This is a genomic window from Patulibacter sp. NPDC049589 (assembly GCF_040675535.1).
Lineage (GTDB): Bacteria > Actinomycetota > Thermoleophilia > Solirubrobacterales > Solirubrobacteraceae > Patulibacter.
The window spans coordinates 1-24,564 of record NZ_JBFAPC010000021.1; the positions used below are offsets into that span (position 1 = coordinate 1).

The 24,564-nt window shown below is 72.8% G+C and carries 22 protein-coding genes; 5 read left to right on the forward strand and 17 right to left on the reverse strand.

Annotation, left to right across the window (positions count from 1 at the left end; all coding sequences use genetic code 11):
• The coding region (locus AB0L40_RS05960; protein ID WP_364350662.1) for a transcriptional repressor at window positions 1-335 on the forward strand (335 nt) is incomplete at its 5' end.
• An 18-nt stretch (window positions 336-353) separates the two neighbouring features.
• Window positions 354-2,609: a catalase/peroxidase HPI gene (katG, locus tag AB0L40_RS05965; protein WP_364350665.1), complete on the forward strand. Its 2,256-nt coding sequence runs from the start codon at window positions 354-356 to the stop codon at window positions 2,607-2,609.
• Window positions 2,610-2,700: 91 nt separating this feature from the next.
• On the opposite strand, the gene AB0L40_RS05970 is transcribed toward katG, so the two are convergent.
• From AB0L40_RS05970 to AB0L40_RS05990, 5 genes are all read right to left on the reverse strand, one after another.
• Complete coding sequence (locus tag AB0L40_RS05970; RefSeq protein ID WP_364350668.1) at window positions 2,701-3,291, reverse strand: cysteine hydrolase; 591 nt, start codon at window positions 3,289-3,291, stop codon at window positions 2,701-2,703.
• Window positions 3,284-3,415 (reverse strand): hypothetical protein, encoded by a 132-nt coding sequence (locus tag AB0L40_RS05975; protein WP_364350671.1) that lies wholly within the window; start codon window positions 3,413-3,415, stop codon window positions 3,284-3,286. The genes AB0L40_RS05970 and AB0L40_RS05975 overlap by 8 nt, the downstream gene beginning before the upstream one ends.
• Window positions 3,408-4,814 carry an MFS transporter gene (locus AB0L40_RS05980; RefSeq protein ID WP_364350780.1) on the reverse strand — a complete coding sequence of 469 codons (1,407 nt, stop codon included), beginning with the start codon at window positions 4,812-4,814 and terminating at the stop codon, window positions 3,408-3,410. The genes AB0L40_RS05975 and AB0L40_RS05980 overlap by 8 nt, the downstream gene beginning before the upstream one ends.
• Window positions 4,815-4,876: 62 nt before the next feature.
• Window positions 4,877-5,323: a MarR family transcriptional regulator gene (locus AB0L40_RS05985; protein ID WP_364350674.1), complete on the reverse strand. Its 447-nt coding sequence runs from the start codon at window positions 5,321-5,323 to the stop codon at window positions 4,877-4,879.
• Between the two features lie 365 nt (window positions 5,324-5,688).
• The gene (locus tag AB0L40_RS05990) at window positions 5,689-6,003 is read right to left on the reverse strand and encodes a hypothetical protein (protein WP_364350677.1); all 315 of its coding nucleotides are present in this window, start codon (window positions 6,001-6,003) and stop codon (window positions 5,689-5,691) included.
• Window positions 6,004-6,634: 631 nt separating this feature from the next.
• On the opposite strand from AB0L40_RS05990, the gene AB0L40_RS05995 reads away from it, so the two are divergent.
• Together AB0L40_RS05995 and AB0L40_RS06000 are read left to right on the forward strand one after the other, a co-directional pair.
• Window positions 6,635-6,847: a hypothetical protein gene (locus AB0L40_RS05995; protein WP_364350680.1), complete on the forward strand. Its 213-nt coding sequence runs from the start codon at window positions 6,635-6,637 to the stop codon at window positions 6,845-6,847.
• 1,204 nt (window positions 6,848-8,051) lie between these two features.
• Window positions 8,052-8,297: a hypothetical protein gene (locus AB0L40_RS06000; RefSeq protein ID WP_364350683.1), complete on the forward strand. Its 246-nt coding sequence runs from the start codon at window positions 8,052-8,054 to the stop codon at window positions 8,295-8,297.
• Window positions 8,298-8,681: 384 nt separating this feature from the next.
• On the opposite strand, the gene AB0L40_RS06005 is transcribed toward AB0L40_RS06000, so the two are convergent.
• The 10 genes from AB0L40_RS06005 to AB0L40_RS06050 all read right to left on the reverse strand — a co-directional run bounded on the left by AB0L40_RS06005 (window position 8,682) and on the right by AB0L40_RS06050 (window position 19,722).
• Entirely contained in the window at window positions 8,682-9,353 is a 672-nt protein-coding gene (locus AB0L40_RS06005; RefSeq protein ID WP_364350685.1) for a GPR1/FUN34/YaaH family transporter, read from the reverse strand.
• A gap of 279 nt (window positions 9,354-9,632) precedes the next feature.
• The gene (gene groL / locus AB0L40_RS06010) at window positions 9,633-11,288 is read right to left on the reverse strand and encodes a chaperonin GroEL (protein ID WP_364350688.1); all 1,656 of its coding nucleotides are present in this window, start codon (window positions 11,286-11,288) and stop codon (window positions 9,633-9,635) included.
• A gap of 18 nt (window positions 11,289-11,306) precedes the next feature.
• Window positions 11,307-12,371 carry an NAD(P)-dependent alcohol dehydrogenase gene (locus AB0L40_RS06015; RefSeq protein ID WP_364350691.1) on the reverse strand — a complete coding sequence of 355 codons (1,065 nt, stop codon included), beginning with the start codon at window positions 12,369-12,371 and terminating at the stop codon, window positions 11,307-11,309.
• The gene (locus AB0L40_RS06020) at window positions 12,368-13,060 is read right to left on the reverse strand and encodes an iron-sulfur cluster assembly protein (protein ID WP_364350694.1); all 693 of its coding nucleotides are present in this window, start codon (window positions 13,058-13,060) and stop codon (window positions 12,368-12,370) included. The genes AB0L40_RS06015 and AB0L40_RS06020 overlap by 4 nt, the downstream gene beginning before the upstream one ends.
• Window positions 13,057-14,112 carry an amidohydrolase family protein gene (locus tag AB0L40_RS06025; protein WP_364350697.1) on the reverse strand — a complete coding sequence of 352 codons (1,056 nt, stop codon included), beginning with the start codon at window positions 14,110-14,112 and terminating at the stop codon, window positions 13,057-13,059. The genes AB0L40_RS06020 and AB0L40_RS06025 overlap by 4 nt, the downstream gene beginning before the upstream one ends.
• A 208-nt stretch (window positions 14,113-14,320) precedes the next feature.
• A complete protein-coding gene (gene mimD, locus AB0L40_RS06030) occupies window positions 14,321-14,674 on the reverse strand; it encodes a propane 2-monooxygenase effector subunit MimD (protein WP_364350699.1) in 354 nt (117 codons plus the stop codon).
• A 3-nt stretch (window positions 14,675-14,677) separates the two neighbouring features.
• On the reverse strand, window positions 14,678-15,799 hold the full coding sequence (locus tag AB0L40_RS06035; RefSeq protein WP_364350701.1) for a toluene hydroxylase: 1,122 nt from the start codon (window positions 15,797-15,799) through the stop codon (window positions 14,678-14,680).
• The gene (locus AB0L40_RS06040; RefSeq protein ID WP_364350703.1) at window positions 15,796-16,848 is read right to left on the reverse strand and encodes a 2Fe-2S iron-sulfur cluster binding domain-containing protein; all 1,053 of its coding nucleotides are present in this window, start codon (window positions 16,846-16,848) and stop codon (window positions 15,796-15,798) included. Before AB0L40_RS06040 ends, AB0L40_RS06035 begins: the two co-directional genes overlap by 4 nt.
• Window positions 16,849-16,968: 120 nt before the next feature.
• Window positions 16,969-18,633, reverse strand: a complete 1,665-nt coding sequence (locus AB0L40_RS06045; RefSeq protein WP_364350705.1) for a methane monooxygenase — start codon at window positions 18,631-18,633, stop codon at window positions 16,969-16,971.
• A gap of 204 nt (window positions 18,634-18,837) precedes the next feature.
• Entirely contained in the window at window positions 18,838-19,722 is an 885-nt protein-coding gene (locus AB0L40_RS06050) for an IclR family transcriptional regulator C-terminal domain-containing protein (protein ID WP_364350707.1), read from the reverse strand.
• Window positions 19,723-19,960: 238 nt separating this feature from the next.
• On the opposite strand from AB0L40_RS06050, the gene AB0L40_RS06055 reads away from it, so the two are divergent.
• Window positions 19,961-21,493, forward strand: a complete 1,533-nt coding sequence (locus tag AB0L40_RS06055) for a GAF domain-containing protein (RefSeq protein ID WP_364350710.1) — start codon at window positions 19,961-19,963, stop codon at window positions 21,491-21,493.
• 207 nt (window positions 21,494-21,700) lie between these two features.
• Here the strand turns inward: AB0L40_RS06055 and AB0L40_RS06060 are convergent, their stop codons facing one another.
• A complete protein-coding gene (locus tag AB0L40_RS06060; protein WP_364350713.1) occupies window positions 21,701-23,083 on the reverse strand; it encodes a hypothetical protein in 1,383 nt (460 codons plus the stop codon).
• Between the two features lie 28 nt (window positions 23,084-23,111).
• Complete coding sequence (locus AB0L40_RS06065; protein ID WP_364350716.1) at window positions 23,112-24,407, reverse strand: hypothetical protein; 1,296 nt, start codon at window positions 24,405-24,407, stop codon at window positions 23,112-23,114.
• Between the last annotated feature and the right edge of the window lie 157 nt (window positions 24,408-24,564).

The following is a 24,564-nucleotide window of genomic DNA, read 5'->3' on the forward strand; positions in this document are numbered from 1 at the left end:
CGAACGCGCTCTTCGCCCGCGTCCGCGAGGACCTCGGCGAGGTCTCCCACCAGGCCGTCTACGACGTCCTGCGGGCCCTCACCACCGCCCGCCTCGTCCGGTGCATCCAGCCGGCCGGATCGGTGGCGCGGTACGAGTCGCGCGTCGGTGACAACCATCATCACCTCGTCTGCCGGTCGTGCGGTGCCATCGCCGACGTCGACTGCGCCGTCGGTGCCGCACCGTGCCTCACGCCGGCCGACGATCACGGCTACGTGATCGACGAGGCGGAGGTCGTGTACCGCGGCCTCTGCCCCGCGTGCTCGTCCACGCAGTCCCTGACCACCACCCCCTGATCCCTCGAAAGGGTCCCCATGTCCGAGAAGCCTGACGCCGTCGTCGGAGAGATGAACGACGCGACCGAGGACGCGGCGCTGAAGTGCCCGGTCGCCCACGACCGCGCGCCGCACCCGACCCAGGGTGGCGGCAACCGCGGCTGGTGGCCGGATCGCCTGAACCTCAAGATCCTGGCGAAGAACCCCGCCGTCGCGAACCCGCTGGGCGACGACTTCGACTACGCCGCGGCGTTCCAGAAGCTCGACCTCGACGCGGTCAAGGCCGACATCGCGGCCGTGCTCACGGACTCCAAGGACTGGTGGCCCGCGGACTTCGGCAACTACGGCCCGTTCATGATCCGCATGGCGTGGCACAGCGCCGGCACCTACCGGATCAGCGACGGCCGCGGCGGCGCCGGCGCCGGCCAGCAGCGCTTCGCCCCGCTGAACTCGTGGCCCGACAACGCGAGCCTCGACAAGGCCCGCCGCCTCGTCTGGCCCGTCAAGCAGAAGTACGGCCAGAGCCTGTCGTGGGCGGACCTCATCGTCCTCACCGGCAACGTCGCGCTCGAGACGATGGGCCTGAAGACCTTCGGCTTCGCCGGCGGCCGCCCCGACGTGTGGGAGCCCGACGAGGACGTCTACTGGGGCCCGGAGACGGAGTGGCTGGGCGGCGACCGGGGAGGCAGCGAGCGCTACACGGGCGACCGCGAGCTCGACGAGCCGTTCGGCGCCGTGCAGATGGGCCTGATCTACGTCAACCCGGAGGGCCCGGAGGGCAACCCGGACCCGCTCGGCTCGGCCCGCGACATCCGCGAGACGTTCAGCCGGATGGCGATGAACGACGAGGAGACCGTCGCGCTGATCGCCGGCGGCCACACGTTCGGCAAGACCCACGGCGCCGCGAACCCCGACGAGCACGTCGGCCCGGAGCCCGAGGCCGCCCCGCTCGAGCAGCAGGGCCTCGGCTGGAAGAGCTCCTACGGCTCCGGCGCCGGACCGGACGCGATCACCAGCGGCCTCGAGGTCACGTGGACGTACCACCCGACCCGGTGGGACAACGAGTTCTTCCACATCCTCTTCGCGTACGAGTGGGAGCTCGACAAGTCCCCGGCCGGCGCGAACCAGTGGCGCCCGGTGAACAACGGCGGCGCCGACCTCGTCCCGGAGGCGTTCGGCGACGGCAAGCGCGAGCCCCGCATGCTCACGTCCGACCTCGCCCTGCGCGTCGACCCGGAGTACGAGAAGATCTCGCGCCGCTTCAAGGACGACCAGGCCGCGTTCTCCGACGCGTTCGCCCGCGCCTGGTTCAAGCTCACCCACCGCGACATGGGCCCGATCCAGCGCTACCTCGGCCCCGAGGTCCCGGAGGAGGAGCTGCTCTGGCAGGACCGCATCCCGGCCGTCGAGCACCCGCTCGTCGGTGCCGACGACATCGCGGCGCTGAAGACCGAGATCCTCGAGTCCGGCCTGTCGGTCTCGCAGCTGGTCTCCGTCGCCTGGGCGTCGGCGTCGACGTTCCGCGGCAGCGACAAGCGCGGCGGCGCCAACGGCGCGCGCATCCGCCTCGCGCCGCAGAAGGACTGGGAGGTCAACGACCCGGCTCAGCTCGCCGAGGTCCTGACGACCCTCGAAGGCATCCAGCAGTCGTTCAACGACAAGAACGACGGCGGCAAGCAGGTCTCGCTCGCCGACCTGATCGTGCTGGCCGGGTCCGCCGCGGTCGAGCAGGCCGCGAAGGCCGCCGGCTTCGACGTCTCGGTGCCGTTCACCCCGGGCCGCGGCGACGCGACCCAGGAGCAGACGGACGTCGAGTCCTTCGAGCCGCTCGAGCCGACCGCGGACGGGTTCCGCAACTACCTCGGCGCGAAGCAGCGCCTCACGGCCGAGTACCTGCTGATCGACCGCGCGAACCTGCTGACGCTGAGCGTGCCCGAGACCACGGTCCTCGTCGGCGGCCTCCGCGTCCTGGGCGCCAACGCCGGGCACTCCACGCAGGGCGTCCTCACGGACACCCCCGGGCAGCTCGACAACGCGTTCTTCCGCAACCTGCTGGACCTCGGCACCACGTGGACGCCGACCGCCGGCGACGCGGGCACGTTCGAGGCCCGCGACGACGCGACGGGCGAGCTGAAGTGGACGGGCAGCCGGGTCGACCTGCTGTTCGGCTCGAACTCCGAGCTGCGCGCCGTCGCCGAGGTCTACGCCTCGGACGACTTCAACGAGCGCTTCGTCCAGGACTTCGTCAAGGCGTGGGCCAAGGTCATGGACCTGGACCGCTACGACGTGGCCTGATCGGCCCCCGCGGCCGGGCCCTCGGGCCCGGCCGCCGACGCAGCACCCGAGCCCCCGTCGTCGACGGGGGCTTCGTCGTTCCGGGGGCGGGTCAGGCCCAGAGCGCGTCGAGCCCGTCGACCGTCGTGACGAGGCCGTGCGCCGCGAGGATCTCGTCCGTCAGGACGTCGTGGACGCCCGGCTTGGGGTCGCCGCACGCGTCGCGCAGGACGACGGTCCGGTAGTCGCGGTCCATCGCCTCGCGCACGGTGCTGAGCACGACGCCGCTGGTGCTCAGCCCGGCGATCACGAGCGTCGTGACGCCCCGGGCGCGCAGCTGGTCGTGCAGGTCGGTGGTCGTGAACGCGCCGACCCGGACCTTGCGGACCGCGGCGTCCTCCGGCCGCGGGTCCAGCCGGTCGTGGATCTGCGTGCCGGGCGCATCCGCGTGCAGCGCGGACCGGCCGTCGCCGCCGGCGAACCGGGCGAACGTGCTCGTCTCCGGGATCGCGTCGAAGTCGGCGTCGGTGAACGCGACACGGACCCAGCCGACGTGTCCCCCGCGGCCGCGGACCGCGTCGACGGCGGTCGCCGCGCGCTCGAGCAGCTGCTCGCCGTCGGGCAGCTGGTCGACGATCAGGGGCTGGTAGTCCATCACCAGGAGCGCGGTGCTCCCGGGATCGAGGGTGAAGGGATCAGGCACGGGTCAGGTCCTCGTCGCTGTGGGTGGGCCCCGCGCCGGGCGCGGGTCGGGTGTCGATGTCGGTGGCGTCTGCGCCGCGCGGGAGTCCGGCGTCGTCGGCGCCGGCGAAGCGCGGGTCAGGCACGGTCCGGATCCGCTTCGGCGTGGGCGGTGCTGGCGGCCAGCGTGCGGTCGAGCACCGTGATCAGGAGGAAGACGACGCCGACGCCGATCAGCAGGAACGCGAGCTCGTGCAGGCCCGCGGTGTCCGCCGAGTCGCCGTAGAACGCGCCCTGGGCGGCCGAGGACACGATCGCGCCGAGGTAGCCGAAGGTCCGGAGCAGCCCGGCGGACGCGCCGATGGTCGCCGGGTCCGCCTGGCGGTAGACCGCGTTCTGCAGCGACAGGCTGTTGAGGCCCGACGGGATCCCGAAGACGATCGTGACGGCGATCAGGAGCCAGATCGCGGCCGAGGGCTGCAGCGCCAGGAGCAGCCCGCAGCCGGCGATCTGCGCGATCCCGGCGACGACGAGCTTGCCGCGCACGTTCTCGCGGCGCCCGGCCACGACCGAGACGACGATCCCGGTGAGCGACAGCGGCAGGAGCGCCAGGCCCGCCTGGCCGGCGGACAGGCCGCGGCCGTCCTCGAGCCACTGGGTGTAGCCGTAGATCACCGTGTACGAGACGACGTAGGCCAGGAGGGCCCGGAGGTACGTGATCAGCAACGGCGTGTTGCCGCCGAGGACCCGCAGGTCGATGAACGGGTCGCGGTGCGACAGCTCGCGGGCGACGAACCCCGTGGCCGCGACGGCCGTGAGGACGAGCAGGTACCAGTCCTCGGCGCGCGGGTGCATGAGGAACAGGAGCAGCGCCACGAGCGAGCCCGCGAACACCCCCATGCCGAGCAGGTCGAGGTCGACGAGGCGGTTGCGTGCGGCCCGCGACCGGGGCACGGCGGGCGGCGCGGCCTTCGGGAAGCGCCGCGCTCCGAGGACGAAGGCGAACAGCGCGAGCGGGACGTTGAGCGCGAACGTCGTGCGCCAGCCGCCGATGCCGATCAGCAGGCCGCCGAGCGACGGGCCGATCACGGCGATCGTCTGGGTCGAGATCGCGAGCACCGTCAGGACGAACGCCGGGCTGTCCTTCCCGGTCCGCACGCTCTCGTCGCGGATCAGCCGCATCGCCGCGGGGTAGCCCGCGCAGGTGCCGAAGCCGAGGATCACCCGCGCGACGATCAGCACGCCGAGGTTCGGCGCCAGCGTGCCGATCACGCCGGCGAGCCCGACCAGGGCGGTGGCGGGCAGGAACAGCCGCCGCGGGCCGTACATGTCGATCAGCCGGCCGACCACGGGCTGGCCGACCGCCGTGGCCAGGTAGAGCGCCGAGATCAGCCACGCCGTCGCCGACGCGGGCTGCCCGAACGCCACGCCGATCGGGACCAGCGCGACCGCGACGATCGTCGAGTTGATCGGGTTGAGCACCGCCCCCGCGATCAGCGGCGGGAGCAGCCGGCGGTCGAACCCGTCGTCGTCGCCGGAGCGCAGCCGCCGGCGGAGCCGCTCCGGGAGCGACGGCGCCGGGGCCGCCGCCTCTGCGGTCGCGGAGCTCACGGCTCGACGATCCGGGCGAGCAGCGCCATCGCCTCGTTGACCCGCGCCAGCTCGGCCTCGGTGAGCCGCTCGGAGAGGGTCTTGGTCAGCCACTCCTCGCGCGAGTCCCGGGCCCCCTCCGCGTAGGCGCGGCCCGTCGGCGTCAGGAGGATGAGCTGCCGGCGACCGTCGTCGGGATCGGCCTCGCGGCGGATCAGGCCCTGCTGCTCCAGCGCGGCGACCGTCGCCGCCATCGACTGCGGGCGCACGCGCTCGAGCCCGGCGAGACCGCTGGTCGACGACGGTTCGCTCGCGACGAGCCGGGCCAGCGCGGACGCCTGCGCCGACGTCAGCTCGCCGACCGCCGACGCGTCCTGCATGCGCCGCCGCAGCCGCCCCGTGAAGACGCGGAGGGCCTGGGCGGCGGTGACCGCGGGCTCGGGCGCGGCGGTGGGCGGCTCCATATGCACAGTCTCAACTGTACAGGTTGCCTTACTAGTTTGCGGGGCGGTTTCGCACTGGGGCGGGGCGCGTCCGGGGCGGGGCGTCCGGGGCGGGCCGGCGCGGTTTCGCACTGGGGCGGGCCGGATCCGGGGCCCGCGTGCGTGGGCGGTTCGCGTGATGGCGGAGCCCCGGGCCGCGGGGCCGGCGTCGTCAGCGGGCCGGCCTGATCGCGGGCCGGCGTGATCGCGGGCTCGGCGTGTTCGCGGGCCCGGCGTGGTCGCCGGGCCGGCATGAACGGGGCCCACCGGATCCGGGGCGGGGTCGGCCGGGATCCGGACTACCGGTCAGGTCGATCGGTCGGGTCGGGAGCCGACGCCGGTCCGGACTACCCGTCCTCCTCCAGGTGGGCGCGCATGCCGCGGACGAACGCCTTCGCCGCGGACCCGGTGAGACCCGGCTCCGTCGCGTCGACGTAGCGCTGGACCGCCGCGAGCCCGTCGAGCTGCGGGGCGAGCCGGAACACCTCGTCGGCGATGCGCACGATCTCGGGGTCGTGGTCGCTCGCCCGGGCCGCAGCGTGCAGCGCACCGCCCCACCCGGTGCCCCGGTCGACGTCGCCCGGCGTCCGCGCGCACAGCGCCCAGGCGACGGTGTCGCCGAGCCGGGCGATGTGCAGGTAGCGCCCGTGGGCGTGGGACATCAGCCGACGCGCCGACGCGTACGACCGGCGAGGTCGAGCCGTCGCAGACTCTCGAGGGCGCCGCCCGGCGTGCGCCTGCCGGGCGCTCCGGGATCGGTCCGTTCGCGGTCGGGAACCTGGTGCCGCATACGCCGTCCTCGTCGTGGGTCTCCGGGTGGCGAGCTGTCCACGAGGACGGAGGGGCCCGTCGTCGAGGCACCGCGCCTGCTGTTGCGCACCGCGACGGCCGAGGAGGTCCGCGGTGGCGCCGGCCCCGGTCCCGCCGCCTGGGCGGGCCCGGCGACGGCGCCGAATGCGCCCGTCGCTGCTCACGCATTGGACCACACGCGCGGACGGCCGTGTGAGACCTCCGGGCCAACGGCTCCCCGGCGGGTTCGGCCCCGGATCCAGGGCGACCGGCGGGGCGGGCGTGCGGTCAGGTGCCAGGGCGACCGCTGGGGCGGGCCTGCCGTCGAGCGCCAGGGCGACCGGCGGGGGGACGTGCACCCGGGGCGGCCGGCGGCTCGCAGGCGGATGTCGGGGGGGCCGGAGCAGGGCGCGAGCCGGCCCGCCGAGGTGGCGTCCTGACGCGAGCACGGCCCGGATCGCCCGTACCCGCGCGGTCCGGCCCCGTGATCAGGAGAATGGTCCGATGTCCCGAGATCCACGAGAGGACACCCGCCTCCGCGACCGGATCTCGCCGTACTGGCGATGGGCCGGCCTCGTCGTCCTCGTCCTCGCGGTCCTCTTCTCCCTCTTCACCTCGGTCCACTTCGTCCGGCCCGCCGCCGGCTTCGCGGTCCTGATCGCGGCGATCGCCGCGGCCGTCGACGTCGAGCGCGTGACGCGCGACCGACGCCGCTGACCGCGGGGCGCGGGAGGCGCGTCCGCGTCGGGCGGGAGCCGTATTCACCGGCGGGAGGTGCGTCTGGTGCGGGGAGGCGCCGTTCGTTCTGGGGCGGGAGGCGGCCCTCGTTCTGCGGCGGGAGGCGGCTTCGCCGCCGGGCGCCGCGCCGGAGCGGGAGCGGCTTCGCCGGCGGGAACCGCATCGGAGCGGGAGGCGAGATTCCGGCGGAAGGTGAGGACCCTCCGCACAGCGGCGCCGTCGCCTCGGCGCGCGCCCGCGGCCAGGCAGCGGGCGGCCCCGCCCGAATCGTCCCTCGGCTGCGCGCTGCCTCTCTTTCGAACGGACGCGAACGCCGGCCCACGACTCCGTGCCGGGTTCTCCCCACATACCGGGGACAACTCGGGCCGAAGCGGACGCGAACGCCGGCCCACGACTCCGTGCCGGGTTCTCCCCACGTGTCGGGGGCGACTCGCGGGCTGGGGACCGGACGTGGCGCCGACTCCGGCCTCTGTTCCGGGACGACCCTGCCCCGCCCCGACGGGTCGGGCTCGGACCCCGGACGGTCCACGGTGAACGATTCCCACCCGCCGGACCTGCAGGCGTATGGTGCTCGCACGGCCCGTGTCTCCCTCGAAGGGACGACGGCATCGGGTCACCGCGACCGCCCGTTCGCCGCCCCGGCGCCTCTGGGGCAGGCGGCTCCCGGTCCCCCTGGCGGGTTCCAGCGCTACGGCGTCTGGGGCCCGCCAGATCGCTTGCGCGGCACTCGACGGCGTCGGAGCGTCGCCCGTCGCAGACCGCGCCGCGCGCCCCCGTCTCGGCGCGATCCGCCGCCCCTTCCGCGTCGTCGGCCCGCGGCTCGACCGCGTCGCACCGCGGCTCGACCGCGTCGCACCGCGGCTCGACCGGGTCGCACCGCGTCGCACCGCGTCGCACCGCGTCGCACCGCGTCGCACCGGGCCAGGATGCCCGCCCGTCCCGGCTCCTGGTCAGGTCTGCCCGTCGGCGCGGCGCGAACGCGTCCGCGCCCGGCCGATCCACTCCGGGTCGGTGTTCCCCGCCCGTGACGGGAGAACCCGACGAGAAACACCCCCCCCCCCGCACCCAGCCACCTCGAACCTGGTCGGACTCCTCGGCCCGTACCGGGAGAACCCGACCAGGAGCCACACCCGCGAAACCCCGGTTCTCCGCCGCCGCCCGCCGCAACGTGGGATCGTCGGCCATGGTCGAGATCGCCGTCACCCTCACCGACGACGGCGGCGCGTACGTGCACCTGATGCCGGGCGCGTCCTCGATCGTGCGGGAGTCCGTGGCTCTGGACGAGCTCGAGGCCGCCGACCGCGTGCCGACCCTCGACGCGCTCACCCTCGACCTCGACCACTACGGCCGCCTGGTCGGGATCCGGGTGGCCGGGTCGCCGGACTCCGTCCTCCCGCCCGAGCTCCTCGCTGGCGCGCCGCGGACGTGACGGGGAGCGGCCGCCGCCCGGGGGCGGCCGCCCCGGACCGCTCGACCTCGGAAGCACCCGACGGGACACGGGCGCGTCGCGCCCCCGCCGCTCAGCCCGCCCCCGGGTGGGCCCGCGCCGGCCCACGGCCCGGACCCGGTCCGTGTGGCCGCCAGACGTGCCGGCGGCACCGCGGCCGAAGCCGGAGGCGCCCCGGCCGGAGCCTTGCCCGGCCCGACGCTCCGCCTCCCCCACGCACGACGGCCCGCCCACCCCCGGAATCCGCCGGCACACTGGCGGTTCGGGGGCGGGCGGGCCGGCCCGATCGGGCGGCGGTGCCCGCCACGCCCGCGCCGGGGCGCGGGTGCTGCGGACGCACCCGGGCCCGCCGCAGCGGGCCCGGACTCAGCGGGCCAGGGGCCGGCCGATCGAGTAGGGACGTCCACCCGTCGCGGCGGAGGCCGCGGCGAGGAACAGGTAGACACCGACGCCGGCGAACGCCAGGGCGGTGATGCCGGCGAGCCGCACGGGGAACGTCGACGTCGTGAGGTTCCCGATGATCAGGAACAGCAGCGACAGGACGACGAGCCCGAAGACGAGCGTGAAGCCCGACGGCAGCCGGACGCTCGCGAACGTCAGGGCGGCGAAGACGACGGCCCAGGTGATCTGGAAGATCAGCTGGGTGTCGGCGACGTCGCCGGCCGGCACGAGATACCAGTTGTGCGTCAGCCCGAGGACGAGCGCGGCGTAGCTGAGCCAGAAGCCGGCGAAGAGGCCGAAGACCCCCGCGACCATGGTCTGGCCGACGCGGATCGCCCAGACGGTGGAGATCAGCAGGCCGATGCCGGTGGCCGCGAAGATGATCGCGATCGGCGTGCCGGCCGCCGCGTCGGAGACGACGCCGACGAGCGTGAGGCCCAGGGCGATCGAGGCGGCGGCGAAGATCGGCAGGCCGAGGATCGACGGGTCGCCGGCGTCCATCGGGGACGTCTGGACGACGGTGACCGGTCCGGGCTCGTGTTGGATGGAGATCGCGTCGTCCGGGACGACGGGTGCTGTGGCGGTGGGGGCCGGCATGGCTCCTCCCTCTCTCTGGTCTCCCCGGCACGGGATGCGCCGGGGCCCGCGGGTCGCCGGCCGCGGTGCGGCCGACGACGTGCGGTACGGGTCCTGCACTCCGGGGGTCGCCTCCCGCACGGCGCGGGCGACGACGAGCGGAGCTCGTTCGCCGGGCCGGGCGACGGCGGGCGGCGCCCGTCGTCACCCGGTCCGGGTGCTCGGCGCGGACGACGGTCGTCGCCACGCGCTGGTCCTGCGTGCGGGCGACGCCGTGCGCCGCCCGGTCGGTTCGGGTGCTCACACCGGGGACGAGGGCCGCTCCAGTCCCTCCGCCAGATCGCCGAAGCCGGGGGCGATGATCGCCCCGGGCTGCGCGAGCAGCTGCTCGGCGACGATCGCCTCCGTGGTCAGGAGCAGCGCGGCGACCGAGGCCGCGTGCTGCAGGGTCAGGCGGACGACCTTCACGGGGTCGATGACCCCGCGCTCGATCAGGTCGCCGAACTCGCCGGTCATCGCGTCGAGTCCGTGGCCGTCGGGCATGCCGCGGACCCGGTCGACGACGGCGGTGCCGTCGTAGCCGGCGTTCGTGGCGACCCAGTAGAGCGGCTCGTGCAGCACGCTCTGGACGATGCCCGCGCCGATGGCGTAGTCGCCGTCGAGCCCGTGCCCGTCGATCGCGTCGGCCGCGCGCAGGAGCGCGGTGCCGCCGCCGGGGACGATGCCCTCGGCGACCGCCGCGCGGGTCGCGGCCAGGGCGCCCATGGTGCGGTGGCGCTTCTCGCGCAGCTCGACGTCGGTGGCGGCGCCGACGCGGATCACGGCGAGCTTGCTGGCGAGCTTCGCCAGCCGCTCCTTCGCGACCTCCCAGTCGGTGGAGTCCTCGTCGGCGCGCGCGACCTCGTTGCGGATCTGCGTCAGGCGGATCGCGAGGGCCTCGGGCGTCCCGCCGCCCTCGATCACCGTCGTGGAGTCCGCGCCGATGATCACCCGGCGGGCGGTGCCGAACCAGGAGCGCTCGATGTTCTCGATCGACAGCCCGGTCTCGTCGCAGAGCACGCTGCCGCCGACGAACGCCGCCAGGTCGGTCAGGTGCTGGATGCGGCGGTGACCGAAGCCCGGCGCCCGGATCGCGGCGGCCTCGAGCGTCCCGTGCGTGGTGCTCTGCACGAGCATCCCGAGCGCGGACCCGTCGACCTTCTCGGCGACGATCAAGAGCGGCCGCGGGCTGCCGCCCTGCGCGGCCTGGATCACCGGCATCAGCTCCTGGACGGCCGAGATCGGCTTCGTCGTCAGGAGGATCAGCGGGTTCTCGAGCACCGTCTCCATGCGGAGCTGGTCCTTGGCGAAGTACGGCGAGATGAAGCCGTTCTCGATCTGGACTCCCTCGGCGAAGTCGACGTCGATGCGCGGCAGCGCCTGCTCCTCGACGGTGACGACGCCGTCGGTGCCGACGCGGTCCAGCGCCTGGGCGATCGCGGCGCCGACGCGGCCGTCCTCCTTCGCGGCGATCGTCGCGACGTGCTCGAGCGCGTCGGCGTCGGCAATGGGCCGCGCGCTCTCGACGAGCGCCGCGACGACCCGCTCGACGGCGGTCTCGATGCCGCGCCGCAGCAGCATCGGGTTGGCGCCGTCCTCGATCGTCCGCATGCCCTCGCGCACCAGCGCCTGCGCCAGCAGGGTGGCGGTCGTCGTGCCGTCGCCGGTCATGTCCGAGGTCTTGTTGGCGACCTCGCGGACGAGCTGCGCCCCCATGTTCTTGTAGGGGTTCGTCAGCTCGATCTCGCGGGCGATCGAGACGCCGTCGTTGGTGATGACGGGCGCGCCGGCCAGGCGCTCCAGGACGACGTTGCGTCCCTTCGGCCCGAGGGTCACCTTGACCGCGTCGGCGAGCTCGTCGACGCCGGCCTGCAACAGCCGGCGTGCGTCGTGGTTGTAGAAGAGGACCTTGCCCATGGTGTGTGCCCTGTGCCTTTACTCGCCGGCTCCGGCGGGGATCAGGATGCCCCGGCCGTGCAGGCGTCCGTTGTCGAGGTCCGCGAGCGCGTCGTTGACGGCGTCCAGCGGGTACGCGGTGGTGTGCAGGCTGACCTTGCCCTGGGCGGTCAGCGTCATCAGCTCGGACAGGTCGTTGTAGGACCCGACGAGGTTGCCGACGAAGTTGATCTCGCGGGAGATCACGTCGATGGTGGGGACGACGAGGTCCTCCCCGTAGCCGATCACGAAGTACGACCCGGCGTTGCGCAGCACGGCGATGCCGTCCTGGATGGCGCCGCGCTCGCCGACGAAGTCGATGACCGCCTCGGCGCCGTGCCCGTCGGTGAGCTCCATGATCGTGTCGCGATGCACGCCGTGGTCCGCACCACGGCCGGGCTTCTGCACCTTCACGGTGCGGTCCGCGCCGAGCTCCCCGGCGAGCGCGAGCGCGTCGTCGGAGGGGTCCAGCACGATGATCTCCGCCGGCGTCAGGGCCTTCAGGACCTGGATGCCGATGTGGCCGAGGCCGCCCGCGCCGATGACGACCGCGCGGGTGCCGGGATGCAGCAGCTTCGCCGCCTTCTTGATCGCGTGGTACGCGGTCAGGCCGGCGTCCGCCAGGGCGGCGATGTCCTTCGGGTGCAGGATCGGGTCGAGCTTCACGACCGCCCGGGCGTTGGTCTTGATCAGGTCGGCGAAGCCGCCGTCGACCGAGATCCCCGGGAAGACGTTGTTCTCGCAGTGCACGTCGTCGCCGGCCCGGCACGCGCGGCAGAGGCCGCAGGTGACGAGCGGGTGCAGGATCACGGTGTCGCCGACCGCCACGTTCGTGACGGCGGAGCCGATCTCGTGGACCCAGCCGGCGTTCTCGTGCCCGAGCACGTACGGCAGCTCGACCTGCGAGTTGGCCGCCCACTGGCCCTCCTGCACGTGCAGGTCCGTCCGGCAGAGCCCGGCGCCGCCGACCCGCACGATCACGTCGTGCGGCTCGGTCGCCTTCGGCTCCGCGATCGACTCGACCTGCAGTGCCTCGTGGTACTGGTGCAGCCGCGCGGCGATCATGCGTGCACCTCCTCGGGCGCCAGGCCGTGCCGGTTCTGCAGCAGCGAGCGGCACATGCCGCCGTTGGTCTCGAGGCTCGTGTTGATCAGCCGACCGGCGCGGCGCCAGCGGTCCAGGTCGCCGGCGACGGGCGAGCCGTCGGGGCGGACGAAGGCCGGGGACTCCGGGCGGACGTCGATCCCGAGCGCGCGGCGCAGCTCGTCGCAGCGCTGCACGTCGCGGTCGCCGGCGGGGAGCTCGGCCAGGAGCCACGAGGCGACCTCGCCGGGCCGCTCGCCGGCGGCGACGAGCCGCTCGTAGATCCGCCACTGCCGGGCGACGAGCGCCTTGCGGTGGAACAGCGACCGCAGCGCATCGACCTGTCCCGTGGTCTCGCCCGGGAAGGCCTCCTCGAAGCCGCCGTCGCTGCTGACGGCGTCGTTGATCTCGCGGCCCGTGTAGTGGTCCTCCAGCACGACCTGGACGGTCCGCACGCCCGGCACGCGGACGATCGCGGTGCGCGCGTCGGAGACCATCAGGAACGCGAAGTTCGGCGCGCACTGCGGCGTCGGCAGGCGCAGCCGGACGTCGACGTCGCCGTCGGGCGAGACGTCGCAGGACGTGACGAAGCGCAGGTCCGTGATCGGCTCGTCGAGCTCGGGGTCGTACACCTCCCCCAGCGCCTCGAGCACCCGGGCGGCGGTGCTCACAGCACGCCGCCGCTGACGAGCTTGGCGTCGTCCTGGGCCGCCGGCGTGCCCTGGTCCGGCGCGAGCTGCAGGTGCGCGGGGACCTCGATGTCGTAGAGCCGCGCGGCGTTCAGCCCGAGGACCTTGCGCTTGGAGGCGTCGGTCCAGCGCGGGAAGTCCGAGAACGTGTCGTCCGGGTAGTCCCAGTCCAGCAGGCCCTCGATCTGCCACTTCGGGGTCCAGATCCCGTAGTCGGACCCGAAGAGCATCTTGTCCTCGCCGACCCAGAACAGCAGCTCGCCCATGACCTTCGCGAAGAACCGCGGCCGGGCGTGCATCAGGCCGCCGGTGACGACGGAGAGGCCCGCGTAGACGTTGGGCTCCTGCGTCGCCATGAAGCAGAAGTCCTCGATCCGCGGCAGTCCGACGTGCTCGACGATGAAGTTCAGCGTCGGGAAGCTCGTCGCCACGTGGTCGACGTCGGCGACGTCGAACGCGTCCTTGTCCAGCGGCCAGATCGTCGGGCCCTTGTGGACGTGGACGTTGTGGATCCCGAGCTCGACGAGCTTCTCGAAGAACGGCACGGCGGCCGGGTCGTCGAGCTTCCAGCCGCGCGAGGAGCCCTTCCACTCGGCGGTGTAGAGCTTGACGCCCTTCAGGTCGTAGGTCTCGGCGTCCTGCTCGAGCTGCTGCAGGCCGGCCTCGCCGTCGCGCGGGTCGAAGCGCCCGTTGACGCGCAGCTTGCCCGGGAACCGCTCCAGCAGCACCGCGTTCTGCTCGATCGCGTTGAAGCCCTTGGCGTACCAGTCCTTCAGGTACGTCGACTCGAGCACCCCGAAGTCGACCTTGCCGTCGACGAAGACGTCCTGCTCGAAGTCCTCCACCGTCTGCAGGCGGAACTTCTCGATCGTGTCGTGCGTCTCCGGCGGCCCGAGCGACTGGTAGTCGTGGAAGCAGGAGATCCAGCCCTTGGCGTACTCCTCCTGGCCGGGGATCCAGTTGTCCGGGCTGGCGTCCCAGAAGTGGAGGTGGCTGTCGACGATGAAGTACTGCTCGCCATCCTTCTCGTACATGGTGCTGCTCCTGTGAGGGGGTGTGTGCCTGCGGAACGGGTGCTGCGGCGCCGGGCCGGGAGAGCCCGGCGGCGGGTTGCGGCGGACGCGACGGGCGTCCGGCCGCGGTGTCGGCGGGCCGGCCGTCGGCGCGGCCCGCGAAGGGGGTCTCGGCGGTCGCCGGCCGGGGCCGTCCCCGCGGTGGGGACGACGGCGGCCGGCGCCCCGCTCAGTCGACGACCGGCAGGTCGAAGCCCGTGTACTGGGCGGCGGCCTCGGGGCTCGAGAGCATGAGGATCTTGTCGTCGAGCACGATCATGCGCCCGTAGTGGGTCGACATGATCTCCTCGAAGTCGTCGTTGCCGAAGTCCTCCCAGCCGAGCGCCTCGGCGATCTCGGCGTAGACGAACTCGATCGTCTCGATCCCGTCGACGCGGATCATCGAGGGCAGCTCGGTGATCGTGATGCCCTTCTTGGGCTCCATGATCTGTGCCACGACGTGGCCGACCTGGTTGTTCATCAGGGTCACGCCGACCTTGTCGGAGATCGTCCGGTCGACCCGGAACTGCTCGGTGCTGCTCATGGCTCAGGCTCCTTCGGGCGTCGCGAGCCCGAGGTCGGAGAGTTGGCTGGAGAACCGGGCGCGCGCCCGGTCGTAGGAGTCCTCGAAGCGCAGGGTCTTCTCGGGGATCTGCGACCAGATCGGCTGCAGCAGGCGCGCGGCGTTCTCGGCCTGCGGGGCCCACTTGGCCGTCCACTCGTTCAGCAGGGCGACGTTCGCGTCGCCGTGCTCGGCGTCCTTGACCAGGAGCTCGAAGAGGTGCCGGGCGCCGCGCTGCTCGCGGGCCGCGTCGGCCTCGCCGCCGCCGATCACCGTCGGGGTCACGAAGTCGCCGTGGATCGCCGCGACCTGCATCACGAAGTGGCTGCGGAAGAGCTCCCCGACCAGCGGCTCGAAGACCAGGGCGGTGGCGAAGAACTGCTCTGCCCAGTCCCTCGTGGCGGTGATGTTCTCGACCAGCTCGCGGACGCCCGCCCAGACGGGGTCGGACTGCCACGTGGCGATGTGCGCCTGGCCGTCGAAGCCGTCGACCTTGTCGGTGAGGTCGAGGTTGTAGAGGATCAGGTCCTGCGCGAAGCGCAGCTTGTGCGTCGCCGCGACCGACAGCGCGTTGTTGATCATGTTCGTCGGCCCGTCGCGCTGCGCCGGGGTGTAGACGTAGAGCCCGAGCCCGTGCTCGGCGTGCGCCCAGGCGCCGACGTGCTGCTCGACGACACGGGTCCAGCTCTTGGCCCAGGTGTCGAACGAGCCGGCGGCCGACGCGTTGGCGACGCTGGCCTGGACCTGGCGGACGATGCTCGACGCGTTGCGGAAGATCGTCTGCTCCCACTCCTCGTTCGGGTCGAGGAACCGGTGCCAGTTGCTCGACTGCAGCGACGTCCACTCCTTCGGGTAGCCCGAGGAGCCGTCGGCGAAGGCGTAGATCCAGCCCTGCAGCAGGTGGCGGTCGTTGTCGGGCTGGACGTCGACCGTGACGTCCTCGTACACCGACGCCTTGCGCTTGCGCGGCTCGAAGTAGCTGTACTTCCGGCTCGTCGAGGACGGGAACTCCTTGGCCCCGGCCTCCGCGTCCGTGAAGACCGGGCGAGGGACGTTGCGGCCCGCGGGGGCCTCGGTGGCCTCGGGCGTCGCTTCTGTCGTGCTCATAGGGAACTGCCTTCCGTCTCGGCGCTGGTGGTGAACTTGTCGAAGTAGATGTGGTCCTCCGCGAGGCCCTGCGCGAGCAGGAGCTCCATCGCGGCGTCGACCATCGGCGGCGGGCCGCAGAGGTAGGCGTCGACGTCGGCGAGGTCGCCCTCGAGGCGCTGCACGACGTCGGTGACGAATCCGGTCTCGCCGGTCCAGCCCGGCCCCGGGTCGGCGTCGGAGAGGACGGGGACGAACGCGAAGTCCGCGAGCTGCTGCTGCAGGCCCTCGAGCTCGTCGACCTGGAAGAGATCCGCGGTCCCGCGGGCCCCGTAGTAGAAGACCGACCGCCTGGTGCAGCCCGTCTCGCGCCGGGCCCGCAGGAGGGAGACGATCGGCGCCATACCGGCGCCGCCGCCGATGAAGAGAAGCCGGCGCTCGGGGCGGTCGCGCAGCGTGAAGCTGCCGAACGGGCCCTTGACCTTCAACGTGGTGCCGGCGTGGAGCGTGCCGTCCGCGAAGCCGCCGGCGAACTTCCCGCCGGGGTAGTGGCGGATCATGAACTCGAGGCGGTTCGGCGTCGACGGCACGCTGGCCATCGAGAAGCTGCGGACGTCGTCGGTGCCGGGCACGACGATGTCGACGTACTGGCCGGGCTTGTAGACGAACTCGTCGGCGGGGTCGAGGTCCAGCACGAGGCGCCAGATGTCGGACGTCAGCGGCTCCAGGGCGGCGACCGTCGCGACGACCTCCTTCGTCGGGATCCCGCTGCGCAGGACCTCCTCGTCGTAGTTGACGAGCTCGATGTCGACGTCGGAGACCGCGTGGGCCTTGCAGAGCAGGGTCCACCCCTCCTCCTCCTCGAAGTCCGGCAGCGCGAACGTCGAGTACTTGTCCATGTCGACCTCGCCCTCGAGGACGAACGACTTGCAGGCCGCGCACTGGCCCTCCTTGCACCCGTGCATGAGCATCAGGCCCTGGCGGAAGGCGCCGTCGAGGATCGTCTCGTCCTCGTCGACCTCGAACTCGATGTCGACCGGCTGGAGCCGGATCGTGTGCTTGTCGCCCATGGGGCTCCCCCGCCCCCTGCGGGGCGTGTCGTGCGGTGGTCGGGACGCGGCCGGTGAGGCGGCGGGCGTCCCGCGGGGCGCCGGCGATCGGGTGATCGCCGGCGCGCGGACTGCGGTGGGTCAGTCGGCCGCGATCGGCTCGCGGGCCGGCCGGCCGCCGGGGCCGCCGCGGCGGTACTTCTGCATCGCGGTCTCGCGGTCCTCGGGGCTGAGGCCGTTGAGCGCGACGTTCGGGCTGCCGACGGTGTAGCCGCGGAGGTCGTCCAGCGTCCACATCTTGTCCGGGTCCAGGTCCAGGTGCGGCTGCGGGATGGTGGTCTTCCCGTCGTCGCGGACGTAGCCCAGGTCCTGCACGACCTCGGCGAGGTCGACCCCGTCGTACATCGTCTCCCACTCGCGCTTGCCCGAGAGCTTGCCCATGGACGGCGTCGGCCGGCCGTGGTACTCGGGGCGGAACGCGACGGTGTCGGTCCAGTGGCAGCCCTCGGAGCAGTAGGTCCGGACCTGCCCGTCGACCTCGTCCATGATCGCGTCCTCGCGGATGAGGCACGGGACCATGCAGGACCAACAGCGGTGCGGGTACTCGTAGTCGGCACCGGCGTTGAAGGTGATCGGCGCGCCGCCGGCCGCCTTCTTCGACATCTCGGTGTAGCGCTCCCACCAGACGCCGTACTTGTCGTACCAGCCCGGGTACTTGTGCTCGAACCACTCGAAGTCGGTGTCGTCCATCCCGTCGATCCGCCAGAAGTTCAGCGGCCACCCGGTCGAGAAGAACTGCGCCGTCTCGTGGACGTAGCCCTTGTTCCAGATGCGGTTCCAGGACTCCTCGACGAGGTCGTGCGGGATCGTCAGGCCGTACTTCTCGAGCGGCAGCAGGTACGAGCGGTAGTAGTCGTCGTAGATCCACTTGCGCCACATCTCGGCGTAGGAGTCGCGCTCCTTGCGGCGGTCCTTCGTGCCGTACTCGATGAACGTGCCGATGGCGGCGTCCACCACGGCGTGGTTGTTCCACCAGGCGTAGCGGAGGTCGCGCTCGAGCAGCTCGCGGTTGCGCTCGTCGGCGAGCGCCATGAGGATGATCGAGTAGCCGTTGCTGATGTGCCGCGACTCGTCGGACTGCACCGAGTGGAAGACCGTCGGCAGCAGGTAGTCGCCGTTGGCGGCGGCCTCGCCGGGCATCGCCACGAAGAGCACGTTCGTGAACGCCGTCTCCGCCACGATCGTCAGGTACATGTTCGCCGCGGTGATCGCGTCGCCGGTGATGAAGCCCTCGCCGAACTGGCGGCCGATGGTGCCGGCGTAGCAGTTGGAGAACGCCTTCTCGGTGATGTCGAAGCCGGCGGGATCGATGTAGTGGTTCATGTACAGCCGCTTCAAGTTCATCTGAATCGTGCTGTGGCGGACCTCGTCGATCATCTGGATCGCGAGGCCGTTGTGGAGCTCGGGGTTGGGCACCGCGCCGATGGCCAGCGGCATGGCGCGGGCGGCCGAGATCTCCGGGAAGGGGATGATCGCCAGGAAGAGCTTCTGCCACTCCATCCAGCGCTCCTGGACCTGGCGGAACATGTTGCCGCGGATCGCGCCGTCCATCGCGCCGAACACGCGGTTGTCCTTCTCCTCCTCCATCGGGAAGTAGGAGCGCAGGACCTGCTTGAGCGGGTCCTTCTTCGGCGCCTTCTCGAACGTGTAGTCGGTGGCGTACTTCTCGACGGGGGTGACGAACGTCGGATCCCAGGAGAGCTCCTGGATCTTCTCGTGCGCCTTGGTGATGCTCGCGCGGCTCACTGGGTTGCTCCTCGTTGCGGTGCAGGAAGGGGCCGTCGGCCGCGCCCAGGGGGCGCCGGCTTCGGGTGCGGTGGATGAGGGTCCTCGTGTGCCTCGGCGATGCCCGCTCGTCCTTCGGGAACCGCCGGCGGATGGCCCGTCCCGGCGCCTCGCCGGGGTGGGTGTTTCCGATGAGATGAACGTACGCCGGGGGCGTCTCCAGGGTCAAGAAACGCTGGTCTTTCCCACCATGCTTGGAACGCGACCGGCGTTCGAGCGGGTCTCGGACGACGTCCGGGGACGCGCCGGGCGGGCCGGCAGCGCGAGCTTCGTCCCGGCGACCTCGCGAACGGCCCGCGAGAGCACGTCGAGCGACTCGTCGAACGCCCGCCGGGACATCGAGATGCCCGCGATCGCGCGCAGCCCGCCGCCGCGGTTGAAGACCGGCGCGGCGACGCAACAGAAGTCGGAGGCGAGCTCCTCGACGTCGGTGGCGTACCCGTCCCGGTGCGCCTGCGCGAGCTGGGCGCGCAGGACCGCCGGGTCGGTGATCGTCGCCGGCGCCACGACCTTCAGGCCGCGTTGCACGTAGCGGTCCACGGCGACGTCGCGCATCAGCGACAGGACGACCTTGCCCATCGCCGACGCGTGGGCGGCGTCGGAGATCCGGTCGCCCATCCCGGGCAGCCGCGGCAGGCCCTGGCGGCCTCGGACCTCGACGATCTCGATCGCGCCGCCGTCCAGCACCCCGACGTAGGAGCGCTTGTGGGTGCGCGCGAAGAGCTCGTCGGCCAGCGCGGCCAGCGAGAGCTCGCGGGCGGGAACCCCGTCCGCGGACCCGGATCCGGGCGGCGGCCGGAACTCCGCCCGGTAGAGGCCTCCGCGGTCGTCGTGCGCGGCGAAGCCCTCCTCGCAGAGCGCGCGCAGGAGGTAGTACGCGGTCGACAGGCTCTTGCCGATCACGGAGGCGACCTCCTCCGCCTTCACGCCGTCGGGTCGCTCCTGCAACAGCGCCAGCACCTGGAGCGCGCTCCGGGCCGTGGTGAGGGTGCCGCCATTGCGCTCCGTGATGGGTGCGCCGGCCTCCGGCGCGGGATGCGTGCGATCCATGGTTCCGTCCGTCCAGGGGTGGGGCACGACGCGTCGGCGAGGGAGCCGCCGCGGGCCCTGGGGGGAGCCCGGCCGCGTCGCGTGTGACCTCGGTCTATCCCGCGCCCTGTTGCACCCGCGCTACATCGCGGACCGTCGTCGCATGCGCGGGCCGCGGCGCGGGTATGTGTGTCGGTCGTCCGGTTCTCCCTTGTCGGCACGCGTGGACGGCGTTACGGTGGCCCCGAGGAGGCAGGACATGGCCAACCCCTGGCTGGCAGTGGACGAGAGGACCCCGCCGAAGTCGCGGGCACGACTCCTGCGCACGGCGTGGGAGGGCTTCGTCGAGTCCGACGGGCCGCCGTCGGATCCGCTCAGCGTGCGGGCGCCGATCGCCGCGTCGTGGGGTCGCTGCCAGGATGCCGGCGTCGCGCACCAGGGCGACGCCGTCGCCCCCGTCGTCGCGGACGAGGACGAGACCGCGGCGCGCTGGAGCTCCCACCCGCTGCAGGCCGTCCGCCCGCTGATCGAGGAGTGCCTCAGCCCGATCATGGACGGGTCGCACCTCGTCGTCGTCGCCGACGCCCGCGGCATGCTGCTCTGGGTCGACGGCCCCGTCACGGTCCGGCGGGCCGCCGAGGCGATGAACTTCGCGCCCGGGACGCTGTGGAGCGAGGCCGGGGCCGGCACCAACGCGGTCGGCACCGCGCTGGCCGCCGACCACGGCGTCCAGGTCTTCGCCGCCGAGCACTTCCACGAGCAGGTCCAGACCTGGACGTGCTCCGCCTGCCCGGTGCACGACCCCGACAGCGGCGCGCTGCTCGGCGTGATCGACCTGACCAGCCGGATGAGCACCGTCCACCCCCACGCGCTGTCGGTCGCCGTCGCGACGGCCCGCGCCGTCGAGATGCAGCTGCGCTCGTCGATGCAGGAGGACGACGCGCGGCTCGTCGAGCGCTACGGCGACCGCGTGTCCACCGGCCGCGGCGCCCGGGCCCTCGTCTCGCCCCACGGACGGATCATCACCGCCAACGCCGCGTGGAGACGCGACGCGTTGCGCGTCGAGCGGACGGACGAGGACGGCCGGTTCGCCGTCGCCGGGGCCTCCGCGACCGACGTGGAGAGCCTCCACCACGGCGGCGCGTTCGTCGTCGGTCCGTCGGCCGGGCCCGCGCCGCGGCGGCGCGGCGCGCCCGCCGGCCCCGGCCCGCTGCGGCTCGACCTCCTCAGCCCGACCGGGCCGAGCGCGGTCGCCGCCGGCGTCGAGGTCCCGCTGCGCCCGCGCCAGGCCGAGATCCTCGCGCTCCTCGCCGCCAGCCCCGACGGCCTGAACGTCGAGCGGCTCGGCGCCGGGCTCTACGGCGACGGCGCGAAGCCCGGGACCGTCCGCGTCGAGGTCTCCCGCCTGCGCAAGCTGCTCGGCCCGTGGCTGACGTCCGAGCCCTACCGGCTGACGGCCGCCTGCTCGTGCGACCTGCGGACCGTGCACGACCTGCTCGCCACCGGCGCGGTCCGCGAGGCCGCGGAGCGCTACGGCGAGGGCCTGCTGCCGCAGTCCGAGGCGCCGGGTGTCGTGCGCGTCCGCGAGGACCTGCTCGCGTGGGTGCGCGAGTCCGTCCTGCAGTCCGACGGCGTCGACGCGCTGTGGGCCTGGGTCGACGGGTCCGGGGGCGAGGGCGACCTGATCGCCTGGAGCCGCTTCCTCGGACGACTCTCCCCGCTGGACCGGCGCCGGCCCCTCGCCGTCGCGCGGGTCCGCCGCCTGCGGCAGCGGCTGGCCGCCCCGGCCTGACGGGGCGCCCGTCCATCGGGCGTCGCCGGCTCGTCCGGTCGCGCTGCTTCCGCGCAGGTCACCACACGACCACGTACACCGATCAGGCACGACTCACCGAACACGAACCCGACCGACACCACCAGACGCGACGTGACTGCGTCGCACGAGGGCCGGGTTCAGACTTCTGCCGGGCGGCCCACCGTGCGGCCTGACGTCCTCCTCGGGTCAGCGTCGGGCGGTGCATGCGGGGAGGGTCGTGGCGTTGAGGTGACGGGTACGGAGGTCGGGCTCTAGCCGGAAGCGGGTGGTGAGGTGACCGTCGGTACGGCGTGCGAATGCCGGCCATGTCGCGTTGTCGCCGTCCCAGGAGGCCGGGAAGTCGCTCGCCGCGCCGAGGGCGAAGAAGAGCCGTCGGGCGCGCGTTCCGCGGTCGTCCGTCAGCCATGTTGCGGAGCAGCTCGTGGTCGAGGAGCGCTCGTCATCGACGCCGACGAGGACGCGATGACGACTCGGGGCGGTAAGGACGTACGCGGCGCCACGTACCGGGTGGCGCAGCGCTCGAACGCGGCCGGGAGGCGTGACGTAGACCGGTCGCAGGGTGGCGCTCTTGCGGGTGCGCGTGGTTCGCACGCCGATGGAGCCGTCATCCATGAGATCCAGCCCGGTGATCTGGGCATGCGGTCCCGCGGCGGTAGCGATCCGGCGGGCGGAGACGGCGAACCGCCGGCTGCCGGTGCTGAGATCGAACACCTGAACCGTGCTGGCGCCGGAGCCGCGTCGGTAGCTCTCGTCGACCCACCGGTCGCCGCCGGAGGTCGTCAGCACGAACCGACCACGAACAACGGCGGTCGCCGCGCTGTGGCTCGGCAGGACCCCAGCACGGGTGCCGTCCAACGGATCGAGCAGGAACGTGCGCCCGTTGGGTGTCACGGCCCCGTAGAGGTAGGCGGTCGTGTCGTGGGTGGCCGCCATCTCGCCCTGGATCACGCCGGTCACCGCCCCCGTGGTGGCGTCGACGGTCTCGATGACCGCACCGGTGCAGGAGCGCTCCGGGGCGTTGTCGCACCAGCGCACCTGGAGAAAGGCCGTCGTTCCGCGAAACCGCGGGAGCTCGACGTACGGGTACGGAGCATGCTGGCCGTCGGTCGGCTGCGGCGGGAGTGGAATCCGCAGCAGACGACCGGGCCCGCCGTCGATCGGACGAGATCGCAGCAGGATGGGCTGACCGTCGCCGTCCGGGATCGTCGCATTCCAGACCCGGCCGTCGTGCACCACGCCGCCGAGATACGACGAACTGGTCCACGCCCCGGCCGGCGAGGTCGTCACGAGGCCGACGAGCAGCGCGGCCGCCGCAACGAGTGCGGACAGCAGACGACGACCAACGCTGAGGTTCCGCTGCGTCATAGGCAGTTCGGGAGGGCCCCGTCGGTCGAGACGCGCGGCTGATGCCAAGCGGAAACTCCAAGTCGCTACCGCCTTGCAGGCCACGCACCGATTCGTCGGGTGGTTCAGTGTGTTGTCAGGCATGGGGCGCCGCATTGCGGAGATCGAGGCGAGAATCGAGGCGCACACGGGCAGACGACGCTTCCGGCCATCGTCGGGCTCCATCAGCGCCTCGCTCTCGACCGCACAGTCCTCAGCGCGTGGTGCATCGGGGACGATCGGCCCGGTGGAGCGTCGTGCCGGACAGGCGGCGTACGACGATGTCGTAGCGGCCCTTGCCGCGGCGGCGCTCCCAGACCCCCGTCGTGCCATCCCAGTAGTACGGGGCGCCGGACACCTCGAGCTTCCCGGTGCCGCTGATCTCTGCGCCCCGCGAGCCGGACAAGGTACTCAGCCAGACCCCCGAGCACGGTCGAACGGTGCGGCCCTTGCGCCGTACCGTGCCGCCCTCCGACGCGACGATCGCTCGGCTGGCCGCCGCGATCGCCGAGACCCGGTAGGCCGCCCGGAACTTCCCGCCGATCCGGCGCGCGTGTCCGGAGCGGTCAACAAACGCCGCGTAGAGGCCGCGATGAAACAACGGCAGCTCGACCGGCTGCGCGGCCAGCGCGATCGACCCGTCCGGCTGCAGGGTCGAGAGGACCTCCATGTCCGAATCAGGTGCCCACCGCACACCGGTCTTGGCGTAGTACGACGCCACAGACACCCGATGATCGATGGCGCCTGATCTGGTATCGACTACGGCGAAGTCTGTCGTATCGCCCGACATCGGCCACGTCGTGTAGAAGGGGCCGGCCGCCGTGGGGGGCAGTCGCAGGCTCGCGCGGCTCGGGCCGGGAAGCGCCTGGCCCGTGAGGGGATCGGTCAACGTGCCAATTCGATCGGTCGCGGTCGGGTCGAACGGCGGCAACAGGTTCAGCAACGTCCCGCCGCCCTGTACGGGCACCACGCGATGCGTCCCATCGGGAGGGGTAGCGGCCAGCGGGGCTCCGGTCGCGGCATCGAACGTGAACATCCGTGGCCCGGTGCCCTCACAGGGCGTGCCGGGATCGAGGTCGGGGCTATCGGTCTCGTGCGGCGGTGCGCAGCGGAAGACCTCAACGTACAGTCGCCCTTTGCTCTCGGCGATCGCGTCCACCACCACGTCAGCGAGCACGCTCGGGTCACCATCGACGGGGAGCTTCTGCTGCCAACGGCGCTCTCCGCCGCCGGTGAGGCGGCGGGAGATGACCTCGAGGATTCCGCCGCCGGTCGCGACGGACTCCCGCTTGCCCTTGACCCGCGCGATCCAGACGCGGCCGTCGGAGACGGTCACCCGGCCCGCGACCTGCTGCGGCTCGTCGGCCACGTGCCATCCGGTGGGGGCCGGGATCTCGAACCCCCGGGCGCGCGGCGCTCCCGACGCGACCGACGGCACCAGCACCGTCAACAGGCCGGCTGCCATCGCGACCACGACCCGTCGCCGCCGCGGCTGGAGGAGCACTCGCACGCTACGCATCATGCACCGTTCACGGGCACGCGGTGTCGGGGAGGGCCGCCGGCACGCCATCCGGCCACGCCGACGGATCGCTGGCCGGATTCGCGAACAGGGATTCCGGATGGTTCAGCGCCGGGTCGTCACTCGGAAGCAGCGCAACGCGGCAGGT

Excerpts from the sequence above, each read along its gene's own strand:
- katG (WP_364350665.1), top strand. The coding sequence starts at position 354 with ATGTCCGAGAAGCCTGACGCCGTCGTCGGAGAGATGAACGACGCGACC.
- AB0L40_RS05985 (WP_364350674.1), bottom strand. The coding sequence starts at position 5,323 with ATGGAGCCGCCCACCGCCGCGCCCGAGCCCGCGGTCACCGCCGCCCAG.
- AB0L40_RS05990 (WP_364350677.1), bottom strand. The coding sequence starts at position 6,003 with ATGTCCCACGCCCACGGGCGCTACCTGCACATCGCCCGGCTCGGCGAC.
- AB0L40_RS05995 (WP_364350680.1), top strand. The coding sequence starts at position 6,635 with ATGTCCCGAGATCCACGAGAGGACACCCGCCTCCGCGACCGGATCTCG.
- AB0L40_RS06000 (WP_364350683.1), top strand. The coding sequence starts at position 8,052 with ATGGTCGAGATCGCCGTCACCCTCACCGACGACGGCGGCGCGTACGTG.
- AB0L40_RS06005 (WP_364350685.1), bottom strand. The coding sequence starts at position 9,353 with ATGCCGGCCCCCACCGCCACAGCACCCGTCGTCCCGGACGACGCGATC.
- groL (WP_364350688.1), bottom strand. The coding sequence starts at position 11,288 with ATGGGCAAGGTCCTCTTCTACAACCACGACGCACGCCGGCTGTTGCAG.
- AB0L40_RS06015 (WP_364350691.1), bottom strand. The coding sequence starts at position 12,371 with ATGATCGCCGCGCGGCTGCACCAGTACCACGAGGCACTGCAGGTCGAG.
- AB0L40_RS06025 (WP_364350697.1), bottom strand. The coding sequence starts at position 14,112 with ATGTACGAGAAGGATGGCGAGCAGTACTTCATCGTCGACAGCCACCTC.
- mimD (WP_364350699.1), bottom strand. The coding sequence starts at position 14,674 with ATGAGCAGCACCGAGCAGTTCCGGGTCGACCGGACGATCTCCGACAAG.
- AB0L40_RS06035 (WP_364350701.1), bottom strand. The coding sequence starts at position 15,799 with ATGAGCACGACAGAAGCGACGCCCGAGGCCACCGAGGCCCCCGCGGGC.
- AB0L40_RS06040 (WP_364350703.1), bottom strand. The coding sequence starts at position 16,848 with ATGGGCGACAAGCACACGATCCGGCTCCAGCCGGTCGACATCGAGTTC.
- AB0L40_RS06050 (WP_364350707.1), bottom strand. The coding sequence starts at position 19,722 with ATGGATCGCACGCATCCCGCGCCGGAGGCCGGCGCACCCATCACGGAG.
- AB0L40_RS06055 (WP_364350710.1), top strand. The coding sequence starts at position 19,961 with ATGGCCAACCCCTGGCTGGCAGTGGACGAGAGGACCCCGCCGAAGTCG.
- AB0L40_RS06060 (WP_364350713.1), bottom strand. The coding sequence starts at position 23,083 with ATGGAGCCCGACGATGGCCGGAAGCGTCGTCTGCCCGTGTGCGCCTCG.